The following is a 19241-nucleotide window of genomic DNA, read 5'->3' as shown; positions in this document are numbered from 1 at the left end:
CGTATACAAGATGGAGATGACATGATGAAACTGTGGTCTGTGGTTCTGGTGGCAATGCTGGCGTTCGCGCATGCGGATGCCGACGCCCGCCGCCTGGGTGGCGGCAACTCGGTGGGCAAGCAGTCCAGCAACGTGACGCAGCGCGAATCCGCGGCGCCCGGCGGCCCTGCCCAAAACGCCAACAACGCGGCCAAACCGGCCACGCCCGCTGCGGCCCCTGCGGCCGCCGCTCCCAAGAAGCCCTGGGGTGCCATGCTCGGCGGCCTGGCTGCGGGCCTGGGCCTGGCCTGGCTGGCCAGTTCGCTGGGCCTGGGTGCAGGCTTCGGCAACATCCTGATGATCCTGCTGCTGGCCGTGGCGGCGTTCGCCATCTTCAAGATGGTCATGCGCATGCGCAGCGGCGCTGGCAACCAGGGCGGTGCAGCGGCGGGTGGTTCGCCCTTCGCCTTCCAGGGCGCCGGTGCGGCCACGCCGGCCGCGGCCCAGGTGCCCCCGCAGTACAGCCCCAACAATGTCGGCAACGATGCATCGGCCCGTCCCTGGGAGCGCAACAGCATGGCCTTCGAGGCGGCGCGCGCGCAACCCGCTGCGGCCGGTTCGGGCGTGGTGATCGGTTCCGGCCTGGGCGGCGCTGCCGCCGGTGCGGCGGCGCTGTCCGGTTCGCAGAACTGGGGCGTGCCCGAGGGCTTCGACACGCCCGGTTTCCTCGCAGCGGCCAAGCGCAACTTCGTGACCCTGCAGGCGGCCTGGGACCGTTCGGACATCAACACCCTGCGCTCGATGATGACCGACAGCATGCTCGAAGAGATCCGCTCGCAGCTGGCCGAGCGCGAGACGCACCGCGGTGCCGAGCCCAACCACACCGACGTGGTGATGATCGATGCGCAGTTGCTCGGCATCGAGGAACTGGACGATGGCTACATGGCCAGCGTGGAGTTCTCGGGCATGATCCGCGAAGAGCTCTCGGCAGGCCCGAGCCCCTTCCGCGAAGTGTGGAACATGACCAAGGCCAAGAGCGGTGACAGCGGCTGGCTCGTGGCCGGCGTGCAGGCCCTGCAGTGAGCACGGCTTTGTAAATCACCTCGGATCGGTCCAAAACCCATGTTTTGGACCGAGTTCAGGGAATAATCGGGGACTATGGCAACACAGTCCCCTTTTTCGTTCCTGGACGGCCTCTTCGAGCGCCTGGCCGCAGGCCCGCAGCCGCCGCAATGGCTCGTGCACGAGGTGCAGCAGCGGCTGGTGCTGTTCCTGAACCATGTGCTCATGCAGGAGCGCGAGGCCATGGAGCGCCTGGTGCGCCAGCGTGGGCGCGTGGCGCGGGTGCAGTGGCGCGCGTTCTCCATGGCGCTGGTGATCACGCCGGCAGGCCTGTTGAACCTGGCGGCCGAAGGCGCCACGCCCGATCTGCAGCTCGAAATCACCGAGACCTCGCCCCTGGCGTTGGCCCAGGTGGCGCTGCGCGGCGACAAACCCGCCATCCGCATCGAGGGCGATGTGCAACTGGCGGCCGAAATCAACTGGCTGGTGGACAACGTGCGCTGGGATCTGGAGGAGGACCTCTCCCGCGTGGTGGGTGATGCTCCCGCGCACACCATCAGCGAAGTGGCGCGCAAGGCAGCGCAGGCGCTGCGCCAGTTCGTCGGCTCGCGCGTGCCGCCGGCCGATGGCAGCAGCCACACCGCCACCGCGTACCCGCCTGCACCGGCCCCCGTACCACCGGCGGGCAACAGTGGCAGCAACCACAGCCCTGGCGCCGACCGGACCGGTCCATGAAGCGTTTTCTCCGGGGTGTGGCCATCCTCTGGGTGGTGTTCCGCTATGGGCTGGACGGGCTGGTGCTCGACAGCTTCCAGAAGCCGTGGCTGCGCCTGGTGTCCCGCATCGTCTCCATCGGGCGCACCCTTGACGCTCCGCGCGGCCAGCGCCTGCGCGAGGCGCTGGAGCGCCTGGGGCCCATCTTCGTCAAGTTCGGCCAGGTGCTCTCCACCCGGCGCGACCTGCTGCCGGCGGACATCGCCGACGAACTGGCGCTGCTGCAGGACCGCGTACCGCCATTCCATTCCGACATCGCCATCGCCACCATCGAGCGTGCCTTCCGCCGCCCGGTGGATGAGGTCTTCACCTTTTTCGACCGCACCCCGGTGGCCAGCGCCTCCATCGCCCAGGTGCACTTCGCCACGCTGCGCGACCGCCACGGCATCGAACGCGAAGTGGCCGTGAAGGTGCTGCGCCCGGGCATGCTGCCGGTGATCGAGAAGGACCTGGCGCTGATGCGCATGATGGCCGGCTGGGTGGAGAGTCTGTCGGCCGACGGCAAGCGCCTCAAGCCCCGCGAGGTGGTCGCCGAGTTCGACAACTACCTGCACGACGAGCTGGACCTGGTGCGCGAGGCGGCCAATGCCGCCCAACTGCGCCGCAACATGTCGGGCCTGGACCTGGTGCTGATCCCGGAAATCTTCTGGGACTTCTGCCATGCCGAGGTGATGGTGATGCAGCGCATGAACGGCGTGCCCATCAACCAGATCGAACGGCTGCGCGACGCCGGGGTGGACATTCCCAAGCTGGCGCGCGACGGCGTCACCATTTTCTTCACCCAGGTGTTCCGCGACGGCTTCTTCCACGCCGACATGCACCCGGGCAACATCCAGGTGAGCCTGGACCCTGGCACCTTCGGGCGCTACATCTCGCTGGACTTCGGCATCGTGGGCACGCTCACCGAGTTCGACAAGGAGTACCTGGCGCAGAACTTCACGGCTTTCTTCCGGCGCGACTACAAGCGCGTGGCCGAACTGCACATCGAAAGCGGCTGGGTGCCTCCCGACACGCGGGTGAATGACCTCGAATCGGCGATCCGAACCGTCTGCGAGCCGTACTTCGACCGGCCGCTCAAGGAGATCTCGCTGGGCATGGTGCTGATGCGCCTGTTCCAGACCTCGCGGCGCTTTCACGTGGAGATCCAGCCGCAGCTGGTGCTGCTGCAAAAGACGCTGCTCAACATCGAGGGCCTGGGCCGCCAGCTCGATCCCGAGCTGGACCTGTGGAGCACCGCCAAGCCCTTCCTCGAGAAATGGATGCTCGACCAGATGGGGCCGCAGCGCCTGTGGCGCGAAATCCAGGCAGAGAGCCCGCACTTTGCCAAAATGCTGCCCGAGCTGCCGCGCCTGCTGCACGACTACCTGCGCAACCGCCCCCAGGACCACCGGCGCGAGCTGGTGGAGCTGCTGGCCGAGCAAAAACGCACCAACCGCCTGCTCAATGGCATCATCTACTCGGGGATCGGCTTCTTCCTGGGTTGGCTGTTCTTCATGCTGGTACAGCAGTTGCAAGTGCTGCAGCGTTTCCGGATTTTCTAGCCGTTCCCTTTCCTACCCCCCCTTCGCGACATCGAGGAGCATGCCGTGCTGTTGACCCTGGTTATTGTCTATCTGTTGATCACCATTGCCATCGGCCTCGTGGCGGCCCGGCGCGTGAAGAACGCGGCGGACTTCGCCATCGCCGGGCGGCACCTGCCGCTGTACATGATCATCACCACCACGTTCGCCACGTGGTTCGGCTCGGAGACGGTGCTTGGCATACCGGCCAAGTTCATCGAGGGGGGGCTCGGCAGCGTGGTCGAAGACCCCTTCGGCGCGGGCTTCTGCCTGATCCTGGTGGGCCTGTTCTTCGCGGGCAAGCTCTACCGCATGACGCTGCTGACCATCAGCGACTACTACCGCGAGCGCTTCGGCCGCACGGTCGAAGTCGTCTGCTCGCTGATCATCATGCTCAGCTACCTGGGCTGGGTCTCGGCGCAGGTCACGGCGCTGGGGCTGGTGTTCAACCTGCTGTCGGGTGACGCCATCAGCATCCCCATGGGCATGGTCATCGGCGTGGTGTCCATCCTGGCCTACACGCTGTTCGGCGGCATGTGGTCGGTGGCCGTCACCGACTTCATCCAGATGATCATCCTGGTCGTGGGCTTGGCCATCATCGCGGTGTTCGCGGGCAACATGGCCGGCGGGGCCGACAAGGTGATCGAGTTCGCCTCGAACCGCGAACTGTTCCGCTTCCTGCCCGAGCCCAAGTTCCACGACGTGGTGTTCTTCATCGCAGCGGGCCTCACCATGATGTTCGGCTCCATCCCGCAGCAGGACGTGTTCCAGCGCGTGATGTCGGCCAACAACGTACAGGCCGCCACGCGCGGCCCGATCATCGGCGGCATCTGCTACATCCTGTTCGCCTTCGTGCCCATGTTCCTCGTGGCCAGCGCACTGATCATCATGCCCGGCGAGACGGCGGAGTTGCTCAAGGACGATCCGCAAAAGGTGCTGCCCACGCTGGTGATGGCCAAGATGCCTTTCATCATGCAGGTGCTGTTCTTCGGCGCGCTGCTCTCGGCCCTGAAATCCACTGCCTCGGCCACGCTGCTGGCGCCCAGCGTCACCTTCACCGAGAACATCTGGCGCCAGTTCCGCCCCACCATGACGGACAAGGAACACCTGCGCACCATGCGCATCACGACCCTGGTGTTCAGCGGCTGCGTGCTGGCCTATGCGATCCGCATGCAGGGCACGTCCATCTACGAACTGGTCTCGGGCGCCTACCAGGTGCCGCTGGTGGGCGCCTTCGTGCCGCTGGTGGCGGGCCTGTACTGGAAGCGCGCCACCACGCAGGGCGCCATTGTGGCCATCGTGCTCGGGCTGGGCACCTGGCTGCTGCTGCTCAACACCCCTTGGGGTGAAGTGTTCCCGGCCCAGCTCGCCGGCCTGCTGGCCGCCGTCGTGGGCATGCTGGTGGGCTCGCTCATGCCCCAGCTGCTGGCCGACACGCACTCGCCGCACCACCGTGTGGTCGGGGTTGAGTAAGCCAAGCCCACTGGTGCCAGGCTCCAGGGTCCAGGGTCGCAGGGGTACCGGATAGGGACTTCGGGCCCGCACGCCTATAATTGAAGGTTTTGCACTTTGCCTTCAACGACGCGCCCGACATGCCTATCTACGCCTACAAATGCAGTTCCTGCGGCCATGCCAAGGACGTGCTGCAAAAAATCTCCGACGCACCGCTGACGGTGTGCCCGGCGTGCGGCGCCGAGGCGTTCTCCAAGCAGGTCACGGCCGCGGGTTTCCAGCTCAAGGGCTCGGGCTGGTACGTGACGGACTTCCGCGGCGGCAACAGTGGCGCCACGTCCGCGCCTGCTGCCGACGCCAAGGCCGGCGATGCCCCTGCGGCGGCCCCGGCACCCAGCACGGACAGCGCGAAGAAAGAATCCACAGCCCCTGCCGTGAGCGCCCCGAGCGCTGGCACGGGCTCCACCCCCAAAACCTGAGTATCTGCGGATGCCTTCCTTGCGCAAATGGTTGTTCACCGGTCTGCTGGTCATCGTGCCCGGTGTCATCACCGCGTGGGTGCTGCACTGGATCGTCAGCACGCTGGACCAGACCCTGCAGATCCTGCCGGAGGCCTGGCAACCCGACCGATTGCTGGGCGTGCACGTGCCCGGCTTCGGTGTGGTGCTCACGTTGGCCATCCTGCTCGTGGTGGGCGCCATTGCCAGCAACTTCGCCGGCCGCAAGCTGGTGCAGTGGGGCGATGCCCTGGTGCACCGCATCCCGGTGGTGCGCTCGATCTACTCGAGCGTCAAGCAGGTCTCCGACACCCTGTTCGCCGAGAACGGCAACGCGTTCCGCAAGGCCGTGCTGGTGCAGTGGCCGCGCGAAGGCGTCTGGACGGTGGCCTTCGTCACCGGGGCGCCCAATGGCGAGATCGCAGCCTACCTGCGCGATGAATTCGTGAGCGTCTACGTTCCCACCACCCCGAACCCGACGGGCGGTTATTTCGTGATGCTGCGCAAGAGCGACTGCGTCGAGCTCGACATGAGCGTGGATTCCGCGCTCAAGTACATTGTTTCGATGGGCGTGGTGGTTCCGGTCGATCCGACCCAGTTGCCCCCCCTCAAGTAACCCTTTTTCTCTCAATGCGCCCGAGGGGCGCCGGAAGTTCTGCCATGGCCATGCGTTCCCACTATTGCGGTCTTGTGACCGAAGCCCTGTTGGGCCAAACCGTCACCCTGTCTGGCTGGGTGAACCGCCGCCGTGACCACGGTGGCGTGATCTTCGTCGACCTGCGCGACCGCGAAGGCTATGTGCAGGTGGTGTGCGACCCGGACCGCGCCGAGATGTTCAAGATCGCCGAAGAAGTGCGCAACGAGTACTGCGTGCAGGTCAAGGGCGTGGTGCGCGCGCGCCCCGCCGGCACCACCAACGACAAGCTCAAGACCGGCCAGATCGAAGTGCTGTGCCACGAACTGAATGTGCTCAACCCTTCGGTCACGCCTCCGTTCCAGATCGATGAGGAAAACCTCAGCGAAACCACGCGCCTCACGCACCGCGTGCTGGACCTGCGCCGCCCCTACATGCAAAACAACCTGATGCTGCGCTACAAGGTGTCCATGGAGGTGCGCAAGTTCCTCGACGCCAACGGCTTCGTGGACATCGAGACCCCCATGCTCACCAAGAGCACGCCCGAAGGCGCGCGCGACTACTTGGTGCCAAGCCGCGTGCACGACGGCCACTTCTTCGCGCTGCCCCAGTCGCCCCAGCTGTTCAAGCAGCTCTTGATGGTGGCCGGTTTCGACCGCTACTACCAGATCACCAAGTGCTTCCGCGACGAAGACCTGCGTGCCGACCGCCAGCCCGAGTTCACCCAGATCGATATCGAAACCTCGTTCATGGAAGAGCAGGACATTCGCGACATGTTCCAGGGCATGATCAAGACGGTGTTCCAGAACACGCTGGGCGTGGACCTGGGCGAGTTCCCGGTCATGACCTACCAGGACGCGGCCTACCGCTACGGTTCGGACAAGCCCGACCTGCGCGTGAAGCTCGAGTTCACCGACCTGACGGACGTCATGAAGGACGTGGACTTCAAGGTCTTCTCCGGCGCGGCCAACATGAAGGGTGGCCGCGTGGTGGCCCTGCGCGTGCCCGGTGGTGCCAAGGAAGGCTCGGGCCTGTCGCGTGGCGAAATCGATGCGTATACCGAGTTCGTCAAGATCTACGGCGCCAAGGGCCTGGCCTGGGTCAAGGTCAACGACCTGTCCAAGGGCCGTGAAGGCCTGCAGAGCCCGATCGTCAAGAACATCCACGACGCGGCGATCGCGGAAGTCGTCAAGCGCACCGGCGCCCAGGACGGCGACCTGATCTTCTTCGGTGCCGACAAGGAAAAGATCGTCAACGACGCCATCGGCGCGCTGCGCATCAAGATCGGCCACAGCGAATTCGGCAAGAAGAACGGCCTGTTCGAAGACCGCTGGGCCCCGCTGTGGGTGGTGGACTTCCCGATGTTCGAGTTCGACGAAGACAACCAGCGCTGGAACTCGGTGCACCACCCCTTCACCAGCCCCAAGGACGGCCACGAGGACTGGATGGTCACGGCGCCCGAGAAGTGCATCTCCAAGGGCTACGACATGGTGCTCAACGGCTGGGAAATGGGTGGCGGTTCGGTCCGTATCCACCGCGCCGACGTGCAGCAGAAGGTGTTCGATGCCCTGAAGATCTCGCCCGAGGAAGCCCAGGAGAAGTTCGGCTTCCTGCTGGACGCGCTGCAGTACGGCGCGCCCCCGCACGGTGGCCTGGCCTTCGGCCTGGACCGCATCGTGACGCTGATGACCGGCGCCGAATCGATCCGCGATGTGATCGCCTTCCCCAAGACCCAGCGCGCCCAGTGCCTGCTCACACAGGCCCCGTCGCCCGTGGACGAAAAGCAATTGCGCGAGCTGCACATCCGCCTGCGCAACGTGGACGCCGCCAAGGCGGCCTGAGCGGACGGGCCGGCCCCCAGCCTGTCATCTCCATGACCGGGCATCCCTGATGAAAAGCGGTAGCGGCCCCTGGCCGGTGCCGCTTTTTTCATGGGCCATGCCCACCGTGTTCCCCCTTTCGAATCGAGTCGAGGTTCCCCATGCGTTCTTGCGTGAAAGCCCCCCTGGCCCTGTTGCTCGTGGCCCTGCTGCTGGCCGGCTGCGGTGAAAAGAAGACCGAACTGGGCCAGGGCGGCTCGGTGGTCACCGGCTCCGCCGGGCCTGCGGGCGCCAAGGAGGCCGCCAAGGAACTCACCCAGTGCAGCCAGCCCGTGGCCACGCTGGCCCTGGCCGAGAACGCAAACGGCTACACCGTCTCCAGCAGCTACCAGCTGCCCGCATCGCCCGTGCCGCTGATCCGCCTGATCGCCCAGCAAAGCGGCTGCTTTCGCATCGTCGACCGCGCAGCGGGCCTGCGCGGCACGGTGCAGGAGCAGGAACTCAAGGACGCCGGCATCCTGCGCAAGAATTCCACCGTGGCCAAGGGCAAGGGCTACGAGGCGCAGTACACGCTGACGCCGAGCCTGACCTTCAGCGAGCAGGACGCGGGCCGCAGCATCGCCAGCATCATCGCCATGATCCCTGTGCTGCGTGACATCGCGGGCCTGGTGGGCCTGGCCGAGCAGGTCAAGTTCAAGGAGGCGCAGACCGCACTGCTGCTCACCGACAACGAGACCACCGAGCAGGTGGCCGCCGCCACCGGTGCCGCGCGCACCACCGACCTGGGTGCGGCGGGCCTGCTCTGGGGGCGCATGGGCGGGGCTGGCGGCGCCGGCTGGAGCAACACCAACGAGGGCAAGGTGATCGCAGCGGCCTTCTTCGATGCCCACAACAAGCTCGTGACCCAGGTGCAGCAGCTGCAGGCCAAGGAGCTGCCGCCACCCGTGGCGACGCGCAAGCCCTGAGAGGCCCCACCGCGCCCGGGTCGCGGCATTGGAGGGGGTTGGGTGCATCGGCAGGGGCGGCACCTGTCAGCCTAGTGCAAAGCCACGCAATATATTTGCAAACGGCATGCAATATGCTTGTTTGCGAATGAAGGGGCCGGCAGCACAATGGCGCTTCGCGCATCTCCGGGCCCGTTTGCACAAAGGCTTCCCTCCGTGTCTCACTCCCTGAATTCCCCCGAGCAATGGCTTCGCTACATGCCTGCGGCCCAGCACCAGCGCCAGGAGCTGCGCCTGGTCGAAACTGCCTGGGATCAGCTCGCGCTGCTGTCTTCGCTGTCGCTGCTGTCGTCCAAGGCCTCCTCGGGCGGTGACCTGGCCCAGGCGCGCAGGGACTTCGCGGCCCTCGCGAGCGACCTGATGCAGGGCCTGGTCAGCGAGGCCCTGAAAAACCGCACCGAAGACCTGGCGGCCCGCGCCCAGGTGTGCATCGACGTGCTGGTGCGCAACCTGTTCGAGCGCACGGCCGACATCGGTTTCTTCGCCACCGACGTGGGAGTGGCCGAGTACCTCGCCGACCCGGACCCGTCCCTGCGCCCGCTGATCGAGGCGCGCCTGGCCGAGTACGCCAGCAAGTACACCGTCTACGGCAACATCTTCCTTTTCGACACCGATCTGCAGCCCTGTGCCAGTTTGCGGGCCGTGAGCCCGGTGGGCGGGCTCGACCAGGTGGATGCCGATGCGGTCTTCCTGCGCTCGGTGCTGCAAAGCGATGCGGGCTATGTCGAGCACCACGCCGTGCACGGCTTTTGCGGCACGCCGGCGCAAACGCTGGTCTATGCCCGGCGTGTGCATTCGGGCGGGCGCATCGTGGGCGTGCTGTGCCTGGAGTTCAAGCTGGCCGACGAGATGCCGGCCATCTTCGATTCGGTGCAGCAAGGGGATGCACAGGGCCTGCTGCAAGGCAGCGATGCGGTGCTGGCCCTGGTCGATGCCAGCGGGCGCGTCCTGGTGTCGGGCGACCCGCTGCAACTGCCCGCAGGCTGGCTGCTGCCCCAGGCGGGCAGCGCGGGCGTGTACCCGCTGGGCCATGCCAGCCGGCGCTACCTGATGGCCGTGCGCGATACCCAGGGCTTCCAGGGCTACCAGGGGCCGGGCTGGCGCGGGGTGGCGCTGCTGCCGCTGGACATCGCGTTCGACGAGGCCTCGCACGACGAGCGCAGCGCGCTGGCCAACGAACTGTCGGGCCAGGCACAGCTGCTGTCGCAGGAACTGCGCGACATTCCCCGGCGCTCGGCCGCCATCCAGTCGGCGCTGGAGCGCTCGGTCTGGAACGGCCTGCTGGAGCTCAACCAGATCGGCGATGCGGGCGATGCTGTGGGTGGCGGCCGGGATGCAGCGGCCCCGCGCGAACTGCTGTTTGCCAAGACCCTGCTGTCCGAGATCGGTGCCACCGCGCGCAAGACCGCGCAGGCCTTTGCCAGTGCCCTGCAAGACCTCTACAGCGTGGTGCTGCGCTCTCTGTTGCGCGACGCCCAGGGCCGCGCCGCACTGGCCATGCAGATCCTGGATCGCAACCTCTACGAGCGCGCCAACGACTGCCGTTGGTGGGCGCTCACGCCGCAGTTCGCCCGCACCCTCGCTGCAGGCACCCAGGGCTGCAGCCAGGCCACGGCGGTGCTGGCGGAGATCAACAGCCTGTACACGGTGTATGCCTGCCTGGTGCTGTTCGGCACCGATGGCCGGGTCGTCGCCGTCTCGCAACCGGGGCAGGCCCACCAGGTGGGCACCCGGCTGGACGAGGACTGGGCACAGCGCTGCCTGCGCCTGCAGGGCAGCCAGGCCTACACCGTGAGCCGCTACGAGACCAGCCGCTTCTACAGCGAGGGGCCGACCTTCGTGTATGCCGCCGCCGTGCGGGCCGACGTCGGCGACGGCATGGGAGGCAGTGCGGGTGGACCGGTGCTCGGCGGCATCGCCATCGTCTGGGATGCGGCCCACCAGCTCCAGTCCATCCTGGACGACTGCGCCGTGGGCACGGGCGCGCGCGATACGCTGGCCTTCGTCGATGCCCAGGACCGCCTGGTGCGCGCCAGCGGGGATGCGGCGGTCCTGCAGGCGCCCGAGGCCATTGCCACCAGCCGCCAGGGCGGACGTACGGCCGCGCTCGGCGGCCATCTGTACGGCATGGGCCAGGCGCGCGGCCAGGGATACCGCGAGTTCCGCACCAGCGACGGCTACGAGCATGGCCTGGGCTGCCTGGTGCTGCGCCACTTGTGCGAACGCCGCCCGGCAACCCCTGCCGCACCCATGGTCGATGCGCATGCGGGCGCTGCACGGGTGGACGCAGCCCACCGCGTGCAGATGGCGACGTTCCTGATCGGCTCCCACTGGCTCGGGGTCGAGGCGGCCCAGGTCGTCACGGCCGCTCCCGACGTGGCGGTGCTCCACGGTGGTGGATCGCGCCATCCTTTCCTGGGGCTTGCGCAGATCGGTGAGCGCGTCTACTCCGTGGTGGACCTGCGCAGCGTGGTGGCAGCGGGGCCGGGCGATGCGCCCGTGCTGCGCGCGGCCGACCCCAACCGCCAGATGGTGCTGGTGCGTGTGCCGCTGGAGGGGGGCAGCACGCGCGAGTTCGTCCTGCGCGTCGACGCACTGGGCGCCATGCTCGACCTGGACCGGCGCGAGCTGCGCCCCGTGGGCATGGCTGCCGGGCCTGCGGGCACGCCGTTGATCGATGCCGTGATCCCGGTACCCAGCGCCGGCGGCAAGCCGGCCCCCGGCTTGCTGTGCCGCATCTCCCCGCAGTGGCTGCTGCAGTGCGCCCTGGGCGCGCTGACCGACGGCCCGGCACACGACGTCGACGCGCTCGTGGCCGCGGCATGAGTGGCCAGGAGGTAGCGGCGCGGCCTTTCAAGCTGCCGCAGTCGGTGCTGGTGGTGGTGCACACGCCAGCCCTCGACATCCTGCTCATCCGGCGTGCGGACGGGGGTGAGCACTGGCAGTCCGTCACCGGCAGCAAGGACCGCGAGGACGAACCCTGGGAAACCACCGCCGCGCGCGAAGTGCAGGAGGAAACCGGCATCGACGTGCAGGCCAGCGGCTGCGTGCTGAGCGACTGGCTGCTGGAAAACGTCTACGACATCTGGCCCCAGTGGCGCCACCGCTATGCACCGGGCGTGGTGTTCAACCGCGAGCGCGTTTTTGGCCTGTGCGTGCCCGCTGGCACGCCCGTGGTGCTGAGCCCGCGCGAGCATGTGGCCTACCAGTGGCTGCCCTGGCGCGATGCGGCGGACCGCTGCTTTTCGGCCAGCAATGCCGAGGCCTGCCTGCTGCTTCCCCGCTTCAGCGGCGTTGGGGAAGGACCTTGACCAGGTGCTCCGCAAAGCCCTCGGCCGCAGGGGACGTGGCGCGCTGCGTGGGGCTGTACAGGCAGACGTAGCGCATGGCCTCGGGCGCCAGGATGCGCCGGCGCACCAGCCCGAGCGGCTTGGCCAGCGCGCCCACGTAGTCGGGCGCCAGCGTGGCGGCCACGTCGGCGGCGGCCAGGCCCAGGGCGGTGGAGATGTTGTCCACGATTTCCACCGGCGTCACGCGCTGCTCGCTGGGCAGGCCGGTGTGCATCTGCGCCACGCTGCGTTCGTGGTCACGGCCCGCAGCCACCAGCGGGTGCGCGTGCAGCTGTTGCCAGGTCACGCTGCGCTGGCGCGCCAGCGGGTGCGTGGGGGCGCACCACAGCACCCAGGGGCTTTCGAACAGTCGGGTGCGCGCCACGTCGTCGCCGCAGGCCCGGTCCGGGCCCAGGGCCAGGTCAGCGTCGCCGCTGGCGACCGCATCCACCAGCTTTTCCACCGGCACGTCGCGGATGTGGATGCGCACCTTGGGGCGCTGCTGCAGGTAGGCCTTGATGGCCTGGGGCAGGATCACGCTGGCGACGACCAGGGGCGCCGCAATGCGCACGATGCCGGCCGCGCGGTTGCGCACATCGCTGGCGGCCGACTGCGCCATGCGCAGGTGCTTGAGCACCGACGCGGCCGAGCCCAGGAACTCGCGCCCCGCGCTGGTGATGGCCACGCGGCGCGTGCTGCGCTCGAAGAGCTTGAAGCCGAGTGCGTCTTCCAGCTCGCCCACGAGCTGGCTCACGGCCGAGGGCGTGAGCGCCAGCCGGTCCGCCGTGGCCGTGAAGCTGCGCATCTCGGCCACGGTGACGAAAGCTTCGAGCTGGCGCGGCGTGAAGTGGGGCAGGGACATGGCCATTCATTAGACCATCTTCACAATCGGTAAGAAAGCGTTGATTGTGGTCGGCGCCCCGGCTCCCGATACTTCGTGGGCAACGCGGATGCCGCGGTCCCCGATGGAGAAACCCCCTTGAGCACTGAGACGCTGAACGTCGCCGGCATCGCCGTGTCACCCCACCATTACATCGACGGCCAGCGCGTGGCGTCCGAGATGCGCTTCGACCTGCACTCGCCCATCGACCAGGCGCTGCTGGGCCGCATCAGCGAGGGCTCGCCGGCGCAGGTGGATGCCGCCGTCACCGCGGCGGCGCGCGCCTTCCCGGCGTGGAGCGCGCTCACGGCGGCCGAGCGCAAGCTTTACCTCGACCGCTTCGCGGCCGAGATCGGCCAGCGCGCCGAGGCCTTCTGCACGCTCGAGTCCAACGACGCAGGCGTGCTGCTCTCGCGCATGAAGCATGGCGTGGTGCCGCGCGCCATGCTCAACATCACCTGGTTCGCCGAACTTGCACTGACCCTGCAGGACCGCCCCATCGAGACCGAGCAGGCCACCCACCTCGTGCGCCACGACCCGGCCGGCGTGGTGGCCATCATCACGCCGTGGAACGCGCCGCTGATGCTGGCCACCTGGAAGCTCGGCCCGGCCCTGGCCGCTGGCAACTGCGTCATTGTCAAGCCGCCGGAATGGGCGCCGCTGACCAGCAGCCTGCTGGCCGACTGCGCGCACGCCGCCGGCCTGCCGCCCGGGGTGCTCAACATCGTGCAGGGCGCGGGCGCCAGCACCGGCGCGCGCCTGGTCAGCGATCCGCGCCTGGCGCGCGTCTCGTTCACCGGCTCGGTGCCCACGGCCAAGTGGATCGCCCAGTCCGCCGGCGCCAACCTCGTGCCCTGCAGCCTGGAGCTCGGGGGCAAGTCGGCCTTCATCGTGCTGGAAGACGCCGACATCGACAACGCCGCCGCCACCGGCGCGCTGATGTACCGCAACGCCGGCCAGGTGTGCCTGGCGGGCACGCGCTTCCTGGTGCACCGCAAGGTGCACGACGCCTTCGTGGCCGCCCTGCGCGGCCATGTGGAAAAGCTCACCGTGGGCGACCCGCGCGAGGCGACCACCGAGGTCGGCCCCATCATCCACCCGCGCCAGGTCGAGCGTGTGCACGGCTTCGTGCAGCGTGCCGTGGCCGATGGCGCGACGCTGCTCTGGGGCGGCGCGCACCACCCCCTCGGCGCACAGTACTACCAGCCCACCCTGCTCACCAATGTGCGCCAGGACAGCGAGATCGTGCAGAACGAGGTCTTCGGCCCGGTGCTCACCTTGCAGGCCTTCGACAGCGACGAGGAGGCCATCGCCCTGGCCAACGGCACCGACTACGGCCTGGGCGGCGTCTGCTACGGCGCAACGGAGCACGCCAGCGCCGTGGCGCAGCAGGTGCGCACCGGCTTCATCTGGGTCAACAGCTTCGGCATCCGCGACCTGGCCGCGCCCTTCGGCGGCATCAAGCGCAGCGGCGTGGGCCGCGAGGGCGGGGACTGGAGCTTCGAGTTCTTCTGCGACGTCAAGGATGTCGTCCTTCCGAAAAAACCTTTCCGCGCCAGCTTCAGCCATCGCTGAGCACTACCTGCACAGGAGACACATCCCATGGGAAGCATCGTTGGCGCTGCCATCGCCTCGCACCACCCCGGCCTGATGCAGTGCGAAGAGTTTCGCGTGCTGCAGGGCGCGGGGGCCGACTCGGACCTGATCCCCGGCTATGCGCGCCTGCGCGAGCGCATTGCCGCGGCCCGGCCCGACGTGGTCATCCTCTTCGACTCGCACTGGTTCACCACCGGCTACCACCTGGTGGACGGCGCGCCGCGCTACCAGGGCATGTTCATCTCGGACGAGATGCCGTGGTATCTGCACGGCGTGCCCTACGACTACCGGGGCCACCCGGAGCTGGCATTGGAGATCGAGGCCGTCTCGCGCGAGCACAAGGGCTACAACCGCGTCATCAACCACCCCGATCTGGGCAAGCAGTACGCCACCATCAACCTGGTCAAGCACCTGCGCCTGGAGCGCAGCGACACGCCCGTGGTCACCGTGAGTTCGTGCCAGAACTGCGACTGGCGCCACTTCCTGCAATCGGGCGAGGCGATTGCAGAGGCCGTGCGCCGCAGCGACCTGCGCGTGCTGCTGCTGGCATCGGGCGCGCTGAGCCACCGTTTCAACCCCATCGACTGGAAGCCTACGCACCCGCGCATCTTCCACGAGAGCAATGTCTCGCGCCCCGAGAACATCGAGAGCGACAAGGGCGCCATCGCGTTCATGGAGCAGGGCCGCCACGACCTGGTGCTGGAGCGCTGGCAGGACGAGTACCGCAAGATGCCCTGGGAGGCCTTCGGCGCGCACTACCTGCAGATGCTGGGCGCCATGGGCGGTGCCGACTGCCGCGCGCGCGGCGTGGCCCTGTCGGCCTACGAGAACGCACGCGGCACGGGCAATGTGCACATGTGGTTCGATGGCGAGGGCGCCACGGCAGTCCAGGCGCAGGTGGCGGCATGAACTTCGAATTCCCGGTCACCGAACTGCCCGCCGTGATGCGCGGCCCGCGCGTGGAGCGCCGCCGCGTGCTGGTGGGCGGCAGTGCCTGCTGGGGCACCATGGTGGAAGAGGGCGCGCAGCAGGGGCAATTGCGCCTGGACGATGGCCGCGTGCTCGACCCCGCCAGCGTGCAGCACCTGCCGCCGGTGTCGCCCAGCAAGGTCATTGCGGTGCATATCTCGTACCGCTCGCGCAGCATGGAAACCCGCAACCAGCCCAGGCCCACCGAGACGCCCACCTACTTCACCAAGCCACCGACCTCCGTCAACGGCCACGGCTGCGAGATCCACAAGCCCGCCGACTGCCTGTACCTGAACTACGAGGGCGAGTACGCCGTGGTCATCGGCAAGACCTGCCGCAACGTGCTGCCTGACGAGGCCTGGGACTTTATCGAAGGCTTTTGCCCGGCGCTGGACATGGGACTGCAGAACTACCGCGACACCGACCAGGGCAGCATGCTGCGCGTGAAGGGCGCGGACACGCTGCTGCCCATCGGCCCCGGCATCGTGCGCGGCGTGAACCTGTTCGCACAGACGCTGCGCACTTACCGCAACGGCCTGGTGGTGCAGGAGGCGCACATTGGCGACGAGACCATCTGGGGCCCGCACTACGTGGTGGCCGACATCGCGCGCCACATCACCCTGGTGCCGGGCGACGTGATCCTCATGGGCACACCCTGCCATTCGCGCTCGGTGGACCCGGGTGACCTGGTGGAATGCGAGATCACCGGCCTGGGCCGCCTGGCGGGCACCGTGGTCGCCATCGATGCGCCGCGCGCCTCGGCCCTGGGCGTGGGCCACCAGCCCACCGACAGCCCCGAGGTGCGGCGCGTGGCCTGCGGCTTCGACGAGCGCGTGCCCGAGCACCTGAAGACCAACTACCGGCAGGCCGCCAAAAACAGCGGGAAGGATTGACGATGCTCGATGACGCACTGATCCAGCAACTCGCCCATGAGCTGCACCAGGCCGAGAAGACCCGCGTGCAGGTAGAGCATTTCTCCAAACGCCATCCCGACATGGCGGTGCAGGACGGCTACGCGATCTCGCGCGCCTGGGTGGCGATGAAGATCGCCGAGGGCCGCACGGTGCGCGGCCACAAGATCGGCCTGACCTCGCGCGCCATGCAGATCGCCAGCCAGATCACCGAGCCCGACTTCGGCACCCTGCTCGACGACATGTTCTTCGCCGAGGGCTGCGACATACCGATGCAGCGCTTCATCCTGCCGCGCGTGGAGGTGGAACTGGCCTTCGTGCTCGGCAAGCCGCTGCGCGGCGAGCCGGGACGCCCGCCCGTGAACATCTTCGACGTGCTGGCCGCCACCGAGTACGTGGTACCCGCCATCGAGATCATCGACGCGCGCATCGAGCAGCACGACCGCCACACCGGGGTGATGCGCAAGGTGTTCGACACCATTTCCGACAACGCGGCCAATGCCGGCATCGTCACCGGCGGGCGCCCCGTGCGGCCCGACGCGGTGGACCTGCGCTGGTGTGGCGCGCTGCTCTACAAGAACGGCGTGATCGAGGAATCCGGGCTGGCCGCTGCGGTGCTCAACCACCCGGCCACGGGCGTGGCCTGGTTGGCCAACAAGCTCGCGCCCTACGGCGAGGGGCTTGCGGCCGGCGAGGTGGTGCTGGGTGGCTCGTTCACGCGGCCGGTGGCCGCCGCCGCAGGCGACACCTTCCATGCGGACTACGGGCCGCTGGGCAATATCGCCTTCCGCTTTGTCTGAGGGTGCAGAGCCTGCTGCGGCATCTGATCGTGGCTACAGCGGCCGCAGCCTGAGCTTCTCCGCCGGATCGGGGGGCTCGGGTGTGGGAACGCCCAGGATGTCGTCGATGGAGGGCTCGTCGGGCATGTCCAGGATCTGGTCTGCGGACAGTTCAGTGCGGGCCGCAATGGCGGCCAGCGCGGCGGACGCGGCCGCTTCGGGCGGTGGTGGCGTGCGCGTGCGTATCACCACGCCACCGGGGCGGCGATCGCCGTCCTGCCCCAGCACCGCGCGGGTCGGGGCGTTGCCGCAGCGGGCGCGCACGGCCTGCACCTCTTCCTGCAGCGCATCCGCATCCGCAATGCGCTCGCGCTGGCGCAGCAGCACCTGCTGGGCCATGTCCGCGAGCTTGGAGTTCAGGGAGCTTTCGGCCAACTGCAGCAGCTTGCGCACGGCCCCTTCGGCATCGCCGGCCAGGCTCTGGGCCATGGCCTTCTCGGCCGACTGGTTGATCTGGGGCAGGCATTCGCGCACCATGTCGCTGTACGCGGGGTAGACGTTGCAGGCATTGGCCATCAGTTCCGTGAGGCCGCGCGTGTTGGCATAGCGCATGCCCAGGGCGCGCACCCATTTTTCGCTGTCCGACAGGTCGATGGAGGTGGCGGCCAGCACCGCCAGCAGGCTGGCCAGGTTGCAGGCGGCCTCGAAGTCGAAGCTGGCCTCGCCGATCTCGCGCGCCATGTCGCGCACCGCCGCCACGGCGGCGGAGAACTGCCGCTGCTGGATCAGCAGCAGGGTCTGGGCAATGCTGGCGAAGCGCTGGATGCGCGTGCTGTCCTGGTGGCGCTCCAGGATGCGGGCGAAGTCCGCCACGCAGCGCTCGATGCCCTTGCGGTCCTTGTCGGAAAAGTAGGAAAAGGCCAGCAGCACCAGGGCCTGGAAGTCGAACAGCTTGGAGTCGATGCCCAGCATGGCCGCGCGCGAGAGCACGCTGGCGGCGGTCTTGCGGTCACCCATGTAGTAGGACATCATGCCCAGCTTCTGCAGCCGCACCACCGAGTCGGGCGTGAGCGCACTGGCCGTGCGGTAGGTTTCGATGGCGTCGGAAAAATTGCCCAGCTCCACCTGGGCGCGGCCCAGCACATCGTAGGCATCGGCGAACGAGGCATCCTCACCGATCAGGCCCTGCAAGGTGGTGATGGCGCGGTTGGCCTGTCCCGATTCGATCTGCGCGCGCGCCACGCCGAGCTTGGCCCAGGGCAGGGCGCGTGCGGCGATCACGGCCTCGAACAGGGTACGCGCCTCGTCATGGCGGTTCAGCCGCAGCAGCAACTCGGTGCCGATGCGCGCGGCATACAGCCAGTAGGGTTTGCGCGCCTCGAAGCGCTCCACGCAAAGGCGCGACGCGAGTTCGAAGTCCTCCTGCTCGATGGCGTCGAAAATGGGCTTGAGGTGGATCTTGCGCAGGCGCGCCAGGCTCAGCCGCTCGAACAGGGCACTCGGAGTGAAGGGCTTGAGCAGGTAGCCATCGAGCGCCGACTCGGCGGCCTCGGCCACGGCCGCATACGAGGCTTCGGCCGTGACCATGAAGAACACGGTGGAGAACGGCAGCAGCTGCGCTCGGCGCAGGTCGTCCAGCAAGGTCTGCCCGGAGTCGCCAGATTCGCTGAAGAACTGGTCGCACAGCACATAGTCGAACACCGTGTGCTCCAGCCTGGCGCGGGCGTCACGCACGCGGCTGCATTGCACGATCTTGGTGACCCCGTACTCGCGCAATTGCCCCACCAGAATGCTGCGCGAGGTGGCATTGCTGTCGATGATCAGCGCCTGGCTCTCGGGTGGATCCGGGTCTTTGCCTGTGGCCATCTGCAGTTCAGGGTGGTGTAATTAAAAGTAACTGCTCACTGCAAGCACAGTGTATGCCCGGTCTGCCCATTGTGCGATGCGGGAAAGCCCGTCCCGACCGGCGATCTGTCGGCTGCTTGCGACACAATCG

At 67.9% G+C, this 19241-nt stretch carries 16 protein-coding genes; 14 read left to right on the top strand and 2 right to left on the bottom strand.

The genetic code is table 11. The features are described from left to right. Positions 1-21 precede the first annotated feature (21 nt). The 10 genes from U5N23_RS23935 (at position 22) to nudB (ending at position 12092) form a co-directional block, all read left to right on the top strand. A complete protein-coding gene (locus U5N23_RS23935; protein WP_322595208.1) occupies positions 22-1062 on the top strand; it encodes a Tim44 domain-containing protein in 1041 nt (346 codons plus the stop codon). Between the two features lie 75 nt (positions 1063-1137). Further along, positions 1138-1776 (top strand): hypothetical protein, encoded by a 639-nt coding sequence (locus U5N23_RS23930; RefSeq protein WP_322595207.1) that lies wholly within the window; start codon positions 1138-1140, stop codon positions 1774-1776. Continuing rightward, positions 1773-3356, top strand: a complete 1584-nt coding sequence (gene ubiB / locus U5N23_RS23925; RefSeq protein WP_322595206.1) for a ubiquinone biosynthesis regulatory protein kinase UbiB — start codon at positions 1773-1775, stop codon at positions 3354-3356. Before U5N23_RS23930 ends, ubiB begins: the two co-directional genes overlap by 4 nt. 45 nt (positions 3357-3401) lie before the next feature. Continuing rightward, positions 3402-4847 carry a sodium:solute symporter family protein gene (locus U5N23_RS23920; RefSeq protein ID WP_322595205.1) on the top strand — a complete coding sequence of 482 codons (1446 nt, stop codon included), beginning with the start codon at positions 3402-3404 and terminating at the stop codon, positions 4845-4847. Positions 4848-4966: 119 nt separating this feature from the next. Next, positions 4967-5305 (top strand): FmdB family zinc ribbon protein, encoded by a 339-nt coding sequence (locus tag U5N23_RS23915; protein WP_322595563.1) that lies wholly within the window; start codon positions 4967-4969, stop codon positions 5303-5305. Between the two features lie 10 nt (positions 5306-5315). Beyond that, positions 5316-5939 carry a DUF502 domain-containing protein gene (locus U5N23_RS23910; RefSeq protein WP_322595204.1) on the top strand — a complete coding sequence of 208 codons (624 nt, stop codon included), beginning with the start codon at positions 5316-5318 and terminating at the stop codon, positions 5937-5939. A gap of 44 nt (positions 5940-5983) precedes the next feature. Continuing rightward, entirely contained in the window at positions 5984-7798 is a 1815-nt protein-coding gene (gene aspS / locus U5N23_RS23905; protein WP_322595203.1) for an aspartate--tRNA ligase, read from the top strand. A 140-nt stretch (positions 7799-7938) separates the two neighbouring features. After that, on the top strand, positions 7939-8742 hold the full coding sequence (locus U5N23_RS23900) for a CsgG/HfaB family protein (protein ID WP_322595202.1): 804 nt from the start codon (positions 7939-7941) through the stop codon (positions 8740-8742). A gap of 195 nt (positions 8743-8937) precedes the next feature. Further along, positions 8938-11607 carry a chemotaxis protein CheW gene (locus U5N23_RS23895; protein WP_322595201.1) on the top strand — a complete coding sequence of 890 codons (2670 nt, stop codon included), beginning with the start codon at positions 8938-8940 and terminating at the stop codon, positions 11605-11607. Continuing rightward, on the top strand, positions 11604-12092 hold the full coding sequence (nudB, locus tag U5N23_RS23890; RefSeq protein ID WP_322595200.1) for a dihydroneopterin triphosphate diphosphatase: 489 nt from the start codon (positions 11604-11606) through the stop codon (positions 12090-12092). Before U5N23_RS23895 ends, nudB begins: the two co-directional genes overlap by 4 nt. Here nudB and U5N23_RS23885 read toward each other — a convergent pair. Continuing rightward, on the bottom strand, positions 12067-12972 hold the full coding sequence (locus U5N23_RS23885) for a LysR family transcriptional regulator (RefSeq protein ID WP_322595199.1): 906 nt from the start codon (positions 12970-12972) through the stop codon (positions 12067-12069). The genes nudB and U5N23_RS23885 overlap by 26 nt on opposite strands. A 117-nt stretch (positions 12973-13089) precedes the next feature. Between U5N23_RS23885 and U5N23_RS23880 the strand changes: the two genes are divergently transcribed. Genes U5N23_RS23880 through hpaH form a run of 4 tightly spaced genes read left to right on the top strand, consistent with a single transcriptional unit; the run spans position 13090 to position 17266 of the window. Continuing rightward, complete coding sequence (locus U5N23_RS23880; protein ID WP_322595198.1) at positions 13090-14565, top strand: aldehyde dehydrogenase family protein; 1476 nt, start codon at positions 13090-13092, stop codon at positions 14563-14565. Positions 14566-14592: 27 nt separating this feature from the next. Beyond that, positions 14593-15495, top strand: a complete 903-nt coding sequence (locus tag U5N23_RS23875; protein WP_322595197.1) for an extradiol ring-cleavage dioxygenase — start codon at positions 14593-14595, stop codon at positions 15493-15495. After that, positions 15492-16448: a fumarylacetoacetate hydrolase family protein gene (locus U5N23_RS23870; protein WP_322595196.1), complete on the top strand. Its 957-nt coding sequence runs from the start codon at positions 15492-15494 to the stop codon at positions 16446-16448. Before U5N23_RS23875 ends, U5N23_RS23870 begins: the two co-directional genes overlap by 4 nt. Before the next feature lie 2 nt (positions 16449-16450). Next, entirely contained in the window at positions 16451-17266 is an 816-nt protein-coding gene (gene hpaH, locus U5N23_RS23865; RefSeq protein ID WP_322595195.1) for a 2-oxo-hept-4-ene-1,7-dioate hydratase, read from the top strand. 33 nt (positions 17267-17299) lie between these two features. Here hpaH and U5N23_RS23860 read toward each other — a convergent pair whose 3' ends face one another. After that, on the bottom strand, positions 17300-19111 hold the full coding sequence (locus U5N23_RS23860; RefSeq protein ID WP_322595194.1) for a response regulator: 1812 nt from the start codon (positions 19109-19111) through the stop codon (positions 17300-17302). Between the last annotated feature and the right edge of the window lie 130 nt (positions 19112-19241).

Origin of the sequence: Acidovorax sp. (assembly GCF_034519795.1) — a bacterium.
Classification (GTDB): Bacteria; Pseudomonadota; Gammaproteobacteria; order Burkholderiales; family Burkholderiaceae_C; genus Acidovorax.
The sequence above is the reverse complement of the archived record's forward strand: the minus strand, read 5'-3'. Positions and strand labels throughout refer to the sequence as shown.

What these genes read in the sequence shown, in the direction of transcription:
- U5N23_RS23885 (WP_322595199.1), bottom strand. Translation starts at nt 12,972, where the DNA reads ATGTCCCTGCCCCACTTCACGCCGCGCCAGCTCGAAGCTTTCGTCACC.
- nudB (WP_322595200.1), top strand. Translation starts at nt 11,604, where the DNA reads ATGAGTGGCCAGGAGGTAGCGGCGCGGCCTTTCAAGCTGCCGCAGTCG.
- U5N23_RS23935 (WP_322595208.1), top strand. Translation starts at nt 22, where the DNA reads ATGATGAAACTGTGGTCTGTGGTTCTGGTGGCAATGCTGGCGTTCGCG.
- U5N23_RS23910 (WP_322595204.1), top strand. Translation starts at nt 5,316, where the DNA reads ATGCCTTCCTTGCGCAAATGGTTGTTCACCGGTCTGCTGGTCATCGTG.
- U5N23_RS23900 (WP_322595202.1), top strand. Translation starts at nt 7,939, where the DNA reads ATGCGTTCTTGCGTGAAAGCCCCCCTGGCCCTGTTGCTCGTGGCCCTG.
- U5N23_RS23860 (WP_322595194.1), bottom strand. Translation starts at nt 19,111, where the DNA reads ATGGCCACAGGCAAAGACCCGGATCCACCCGAGAGCCAGGCGCTGATC.
- U5N23_RS23875 (WP_322595197.1), top strand. Translation starts at nt 14,593, where the DNA reads ATGGGAAGCATCGTTGGCGCTGCCATCGCCTCGCACCACCCCGGCCTG.
- hpaH (WP_322595195.1), top strand. Translation starts at nt 16,451, where the DNA reads ATGCTCGATGACGCACTGATCCAGCAACTCGCCCATGAGCTGCACCAG.
- U5N23_RS23915 (WP_322595563.1), top strand. Translation starts at nt 4,967, where the DNA reads ATGCCTATCTACGCCTACAAATGCAGTTCCTGCGGCCATGCCAAGGAC.
- ubiB (WP_322595206.1), top strand. Translation starts at nt 1,773, where the DNA reads ATGAAGCGTTTTCTCCGGGGTGTGGCCATCCTCTGGGTGGTGTTCCGC.
- aspS (WP_322595203.1), top strand. Translation starts at nt 5,984, where the DNA reads ATGGCCATGCGTTCCCACTATTGCGGTCTTGTGACCGAAGCCCTGTTG.
- U5N23_RS23930 (WP_322595207.1), top strand. Translation starts at nt 1,138, where the DNA reads ATGGCAACACAGTCCCCTTTTTCGTTCCTGGACGGCCTCTTCGAGCGC.
- U5N23_RS23870 (WP_322595196.1), top strand. Translation starts at nt 15,492, where the DNA reads ATGAACTTCGAATTCCCGGTCACCGAACTGCCCGCCGTGATGCGCGGC.